At 43.7% G+C, this 6,219-nt stretch carries 4 protein-coding genes; all 4 read right to left on the bottom strand.

The window, feature by feature from the left end:
- Window positions 1–99: 99 nt before the first annotated feature.
- Genes galU through B3M51_RS07085 form a run of 4 tightly spaced genes read right to left on the bottom strand, consistent with a single transcriptional unit; the run spans window position 100 to window position 5,749 of the window.
- Complete coding sequence (gene galU, locus B3M51_RS07100; RefSeq protein ID WP_292757888.1) at window positions 100–948, bottom strand: UTP--glucose-1-phosphate uridylyltransferase GalU; 849 nt, start codon at window positions 946–948, stop codon at window positions 100–102.
- A 36-nt stretch (window positions 949–984) separates the two neighbouring features.
- Window positions 985–2,736 carry a sugar phosphorylase gene (locus B3M51_RS07095; RefSeq protein ID WP_292757886.1) on the bottom strand — a complete coding sequence of 584 codons (1,752 nt, stop codon included), beginning with the start codon at window positions 2,734–2,736 and terminating at the stop codon, window positions 985–987.
- Between the two features lie 8 nt (window positions 2,737–2,744).
- Window positions 2,745–3,968 (bottom strand): glycosyl transferase, encoded by a 1,224-nt coding sequence (locus B3M51_RS07090; protein WP_292480905.1) that lies wholly within the window; start codon window positions 3,966–3,968, stop codon window positions 2,745–2,747.
- 17 nt (window positions 3,969–3,985) lie between these two features.
- Complete coding sequence (locus B3M51_RS07085) at window positions 3,986–5,749, bottom strand: HAD-IIB family hydrolase (protein WP_292757885.1); 1,764 nt, start codon at window positions 5,747–5,749, stop codon at window positions 3,986–3,988.
- Window positions 5,750–6,219 lie beyond the last annotated feature (470 nt).

Genomic DNA, 6,219 nt, shown 5'->3' with positions numbered 1-6,219 from the left:
CTTGTCGGACACAAAAATAGCCTCCAGCAGTGGTGGATATGAAAGATCAACAAGCCCTAGGCCGCTGACTGAAATCAGCGGCCTGGTTTTACTAATTGATTACGACCCATACTGCTTATTAAAGTAATAATTGGTAGCTTCAACATAACCGGCGATGCTGCCACAATCAAAACGGTGTCCTTTAAATTTAACGGCCAGGACCGGTTTATCCTGAGCCATGGCCCGGATAGCATCGGTTATTTGCACTTCACCGTTAGCACCTGGGGGCGTTTTACGTAAATAATCAAAGATGTCTGGCGTCAGAACATAACGGCCGATAATAGCCAGATTACTGGGCGCATCTTCAGGTTTTGGTTTTTCTACCATATCGGTAATGCGATAAACATTCGGTTCAATTTCATCACCTGAAATCACACCATAGCTACCTGTGGCCTCGGCTGGAACTTCCTCAATTGCCACAATAGAGCATTGGTGTTTATGAAAAAGTTCGACCAGTTGACCTAATGCCCGTTTGCCACCTGATTCTGGTGTTGCACACAGGTCATCTGCCAACAAGACTGCGAAGGCTTCATTACCGATAATCGGTTCACCGGTCAAAATGGCGTGGCCCAGTCCCAGCATCGCGCGTTGACGCATAAAAATAAAATCGCAGGAATCCATCACATTACGTATATCGTCAAGGTGCGATTCTTTACTGGTGCCCTGAATCTGATGCTCAAGTTCAAAGCTGGTATCAAAGTGATCAGCTATGGCTCTTTTACCTCGTCCGGTAATAAATCCCATACTGCGCAGGCCAGCCTCCATCGCTTCTTCAACACCATATTGAATTAATGGTTTATCAACAATGGGCAGCATTTCTTTTGGCATAGCCTTGGTTGCAGGCAAAAAACGTGTGCCATATCCGGCGACGGGAAAAAGACATTTTCGGATAGAAAAGTTTGCTGTCATGAATAATAATCCTTATGTTTTATTGGATGGCTTAAATCAGCGATTACTCAACCATACACACTGATAAGGCGTGAGCTGAATTTCACTTTGCCAGGAGTCAGTTGCAGTACCACTGATGAGGTCATGCCATTCGTCAGTTGCAACCAGATTCAGATCGGCAACGCGTAATGTTTGTGACTGATCACTGATATTAAATATACAGAAGATGCTCTGTTGACGATCAATACTTTGTCGCCAGAAACCAAATAATGCATCACCGAGTTGCAAAGTAAATTGTGTTGCATTGGGATGAAAAGCCGGCTGCTCCATACGTAGCTTAATAAGCTCGGTCATTTTATGATAAATCTGATAATGATTATTGGTGGTATGCGTTAACGCGGCACGAATAGCGGCATCATCCCATTGATGACGGTTAATGGCGCGGTTGTGTTGATGCTGTTCAAACCGTTTATAGTCATTCCCCGTGGCTAACAGGCTATGAATATAGATTCCTGGAATACCTTCAAGGGCGAGCATAATCGCATGGGCACAGATAAACCGTTCCTGTTGCCATTTATCCGGACCTTTGACCGTTCCTTGCAGGGCATCAAATAGCGCAATATTTATTTCATAAGGTTTCTTTATATTGTTTTCCGCTGCGCGCCAGGAAATTTCACCGCCAAAACCCTGCATGGTCGAAATGAGTGAAGCTATTTCACTATCGGTCAATAGACCCTCGGCGGGTCTTAAACCAATGCCATCATGTGAAGCTATAAAGTTAAAGTAGGCTGTGCCGTTTTGAGCAGGCGGCATACTCATCAACCATTGGCGTAAATAACTGCAATTGCCTGTTAAAAGTGTATTCAATAAAAGCGGTGGTAACGAAAAGTTATAGATCCAATGTGCTTCATTGGCATTACCGAAATAACTGAGGTTTTCTCGGTTGGGGATATTGGTTTCCGTGATAATAACGGCATCACTTTGCGCCTGTTCAATCAGTAAACGCAATAGTCTGACCAACTCATGTGTCTGGGGCAGGTTAAGACAATTGGTACCCGCCTGTTTCCATAAAAAAGCTACGGCATCCAGACGGAAAAGACAGACTCCCTGATCCAGATAAAAACGAATAATCTTTACAAAGGTTTTGAGTACTTCCGTATTGCGAAAATCAAAATCTACCTGTTCATGACTGAAGGTACACCAGACATTTTTAATTCCGTCTGCAGTCTCAGTCTCTCTTAACAGCGGTGTGGTGCGTGGACGAACCACTGAAGAAATAGGAGTATCAGACTCACAAGTATAAAAATAATCATGGCCCTCACCATGCCCGGCGATAAAGTTCTTAAACCACTGACTGCTGCTTGAACCATGATTAATCACCAGATCCGCCATCAACCGATAATCCTTGGCAATAGCATTGATATCTTCCCAGTCACCCAGTTCGGGATTTACCTGAAAAAAATCCTTTACTGCAAAGCCATCGTCACTGCAAAAAGGAAAAAACGGCAGGATATGCACACTATTAATGTAACCAGAAAAATAATCATCCAGAAACCGTTTCAGTGTCTGCAATGGCGGTTCATCATTCTTCAATATGCTATTACCATAGGTAATCATAGCAATATCAGTGGAGTGCCATTTATTCTGATGCGGTTGGGGCGATGGAGCATCAGGGTTAACCCGCATAACTGCCAATAATTCATGGGCTAAAGAAGCAAGTGCTTTTGGCTCAATAAACTCGCCATATACCTTGTTCAGGTGATAAAGCACGTTTTGGAAAACTGCTGGGCGTTCCGATGTCTGTGTCATAACCATTTTTATGCAGAAAATTCCTGATAGTCTTCTTCAACGGCTTGATAAATACGCTCAAAGATATCCGGTAAGGCACTTTGCACACGATTCCAGCTTGGGATAAAAGGAGTCTCCATTGGGTTATCCAGGAAAGCCTGCCCAGCATCCATGATGTTACGGGCAAACATTTCCACCGAGGCTTCTTCCTGATGAATATCAAATTGCAAACCGTTCATCACTGCATCATTTCGATAGGTTTCCACGAAATCCAGGGCAATCCGATAATAGGTCGCTTTAATACTGCGGAAATGCTCGGGACTGAATACGGTGCCCTTGGTCGCCAGTTTTCGGAATAATGCCTTGGAAATATCAATCGACATTTTCGACAAACCGCTTTGTTGATCACCGGATGAGAGATCCTGATGTTTGTGATCGTAGATATCAGCAATATCAACCTGGCATAAACGGTTATTCGCGTAATTTCGGTGCATTTCAGACAAAACGCCAATTTCCAGACCCCAGTCACTGGGAATACGGATATCGTTCAATACATCCCGGCGAAACGAAAACTCACCGGCTAATGAATAGCGAAAACTGTCCATGTAATCCAGATAATCGCTTGGCCCCATAACCGATTTGAGTGCACGCAGAAGGGGAGTTATCAATAAACGATTTACCCGGCCATTCATTTTGCCGCCAGAGATCCGGGCGTAATAACCTTTACAGAACTCATAATTAAACATGGGATTGGCAACCGGATAAATCAGTCGAGCCAACAGTTCGGTACTATAGGTGGTTATGTCGCAATCATGCAGGGCGATGGATTCCGCTTTGCCGGAAGCTAAAATATAGCCCATGCAATACCAGACATTACGACCTTTTCCAGCTTGGTGCGGGGCAAGATTCAGGGCCTGTAACTCTGCATCAATGGCACTTAATCGTGGTCCATCGTGCCACATGATTCGATGATGTTGTGGGAGATCTGCGAAAAAGCCCAACGCATGTTTATACTCATCAGCATTGGCTCTATCCAATCCAATCACAATTTCGGATAAATATGGCACCGTTTTCAACTGTTGAACAATCGCTGGAAGCGCCTCGCCCTGAAGTTCTGAAAATAATGAGGGCAATAACAATCCCATTGGACGTTGTTGACTGAAATGCACAAGATCCTGCTCTAAATCAGCCAGATGACGATGTGTAAGATTATGTAATGTCGTGATAATACCGTTCTGATGAAAATCTGCCATGTGAGCCTCTTGTGATTTTAATGCACTATTGCTGTGCTTATATGGAGCTGCTTCAAGACTTGTTGTACACCTTCCGCCCAGCCGCGTGGACCACAATGTGTTGCCTTCATAACATCATGATGTCGAGTTAATTCGGGAAATGAATTTACCGGTGATGGTATCAATAAGGCCATGTCGGCAGTTTCCAGCATGGCCACATCGTTTTGACTGTCTCCAATCGCCAGGCTGATAAAGCGTTTGTCCGGGCAAAAATGTTCGTAAACCTGTTTCAGCCATTCGATAGCACGACCTTTGTCGCACTGACCAGAAACGTGTAAAAAGCGGCCACCGATTAATACCTGGGCGCCACGTTTACGGACTTCTTCAATAAATTGTTTTTGTTTACCGGGATTACCATGCCAGGCCAGCGCTTCACCATATTGTCTTCGAGCAGCTCGCGCTGCAGCATGAACATCCAGTCCTGTCATCGCAATAATGCCATCTATACCTGCCTGTGCAAAGGTCGTGAAATCATCACTAAATAATGGTTTTACTGATTTGATAATCGACTGCCAATGTGCTCGTGGCTGAACAAATTCTTTTACCCAGTAATGGCCGCTGGTTTTAGTTTCTGCTGGTTGCTCCGGAAAATAATCAACCGGAATAAAAATAGCAGCGCCATTTTCACAAATAAACGGATGCGGGTTATCCAGAGAGGCATTTATCTGCTCAATTTCCGACTGGGTTTTACTACTGACCGGAATCAGCGGGATTTGTAACTGTTTGAGATTTTGCAGCACAGGATCGGCCTCATCATGCCGATAGTTATGATGATCCAGAAGACTGCCATCCAAATCAGTAAAAACCAGTAACGATGCTTTTGGACATGTAACTGCAGGAGGCGATTTTTTCGGACGTTTCAAGGCCACAATTTCTCTTTCCATATTGAGTTCAAAAACATAATCCATTTGCTCCGGCAAAGTTTCCAGACAGTGTTGAGTGATACGTTGGCAATATTGAATAAACCGTGAAATATCTTCAGCACTCATAATTTTGTTGCTTACTGTAACTGCTGTTTGTTGCAGTTTTTCTTCCTGTTCCAGTCGCCAGTTGTAAACGCAATCAAAATTGGGGGCCTTAAGCATGATCCAACTATCGATACGCTGGAACAGGGCAGGGTAGTCCTGTTCCAGCTTTTGATTCACATAACGCCGCCAATAGGCATCTGGATCATCATTTTGTTCCAAAGCATTAACTGGCAGCGTTAACATTTCATCAAGTTGAGGGCAGGCCCCCATGCACCAGCCCTCAAGAATAATAAATTTGGGCGCAACCTCTAATACTGGCCATTGCTCAATAGGAAATCGATCATCATGCGCTTTATCAAACCGTGGAATTGCAATGTTTTTTCTTTCCGAGAGCAATTTATCGAGGGTCGTCAATGCCAGTTCAATATCATGTGTTCCCGGCACCCCACGAGTAGCTAATAGCGGATGAACTGAATTCGCTAAATCAAGACGTTGTTGATGGGTGAGATAAAAGTCATCGAGAGAGAGGGCAATGGCAGTCTGATGATGTTGAGTGATGAGTAACTGAACCAGACATTCGGCTAAGGTACTTTTTCCGGACCCTTGCGCACCATGGATGCCGATGATTATAGGGCGCTTTGCTCTTTTTTGGTGCAATATAAAATCATCAGTAATGTCTGAAAACCAGTGATCAATCTGTTGAGCATATTTAGCTGAGAGCTGATGCGCGCTCAGGAAATTCTGAATGTTTGTAGAGGGATTGACCATCACCATTGCCTGTTCCAATCGATATTAAATCAGCCTGACGCAAGTTTCATACCGGGATAGTGAAAAATTCCATTCATACTAGGGCCTGTTGCTCTTTCATAGCCACCTCTGGAATGACTGAAAATGTGGCAATCAAGTCGCGAGGAGAGCATTTTGTGAGATACATCCATGTCTCTCACCCTTTTGAGGCTTGAGCCCAAAAACACTCCCGGCGTTTTTATGGTCATTCTAAATAAACGCAGAGTGGTGCATTTTCAGCCTCAACCCTAACGATAAAGCCATCTTGATGAACTAAAGCCGAAGGCTAAGATAAATGTAAACTTCCTAGATCAGATGATAGTTATGAAGAATTAGTAGAAGTTTTTCCACAAAGACAGCTTTGAGTGGAAAAATTTACTTGGTTTTGTGATGAAACATTTTAAAACCATTAAAACTTTAGAGAATAACAAAAGGGCAAAAAAAAAGGGTAAACCCGA

This window comes from Methylophaga sp. UBA2689, from assembly GCA_002354555.1.
Taxonomy (GTDB): Bacteria; Pseudomonadota; Gammaproteobacteria; order Nitrosococcales; family Methylophagaceae; genus Methylophaga.
The sequence above is the reverse complement of the archived record's forward strand: the minus strand, read 5'-3'. Positions and strand labels throughout refer to the sequence as shown.

Coding starts and splice junctions, on each gene's coding strand:
- galU (WP_292757888.1), bottom strand. CDS start 948: ATGACAGCAAACTTTTCTATCCGAAAATGTCTTTTTCCCGTCGCCGGA.
- B3M51_RS07095 (WP_292757886.1), bottom strand. CDS start 2,736: ATGACACAGACATCGGAACGCCCAGCAGTTTTCCAAAACGTGCTTTAT.
- B3M51_RS07090 (WP_292480905.1), bottom strand. CDS start 3,968: ATGGCAGATTTTCATCAGAACGGTATTATCACGACATTACATAATCTT.
- B3M51_RS07085 (WP_292757885.1), bottom strand. CDS start 5,749: ATGGTGATGGTCAATCCCTCTACAAACATTCAGAATTTCCTGAGCGCG.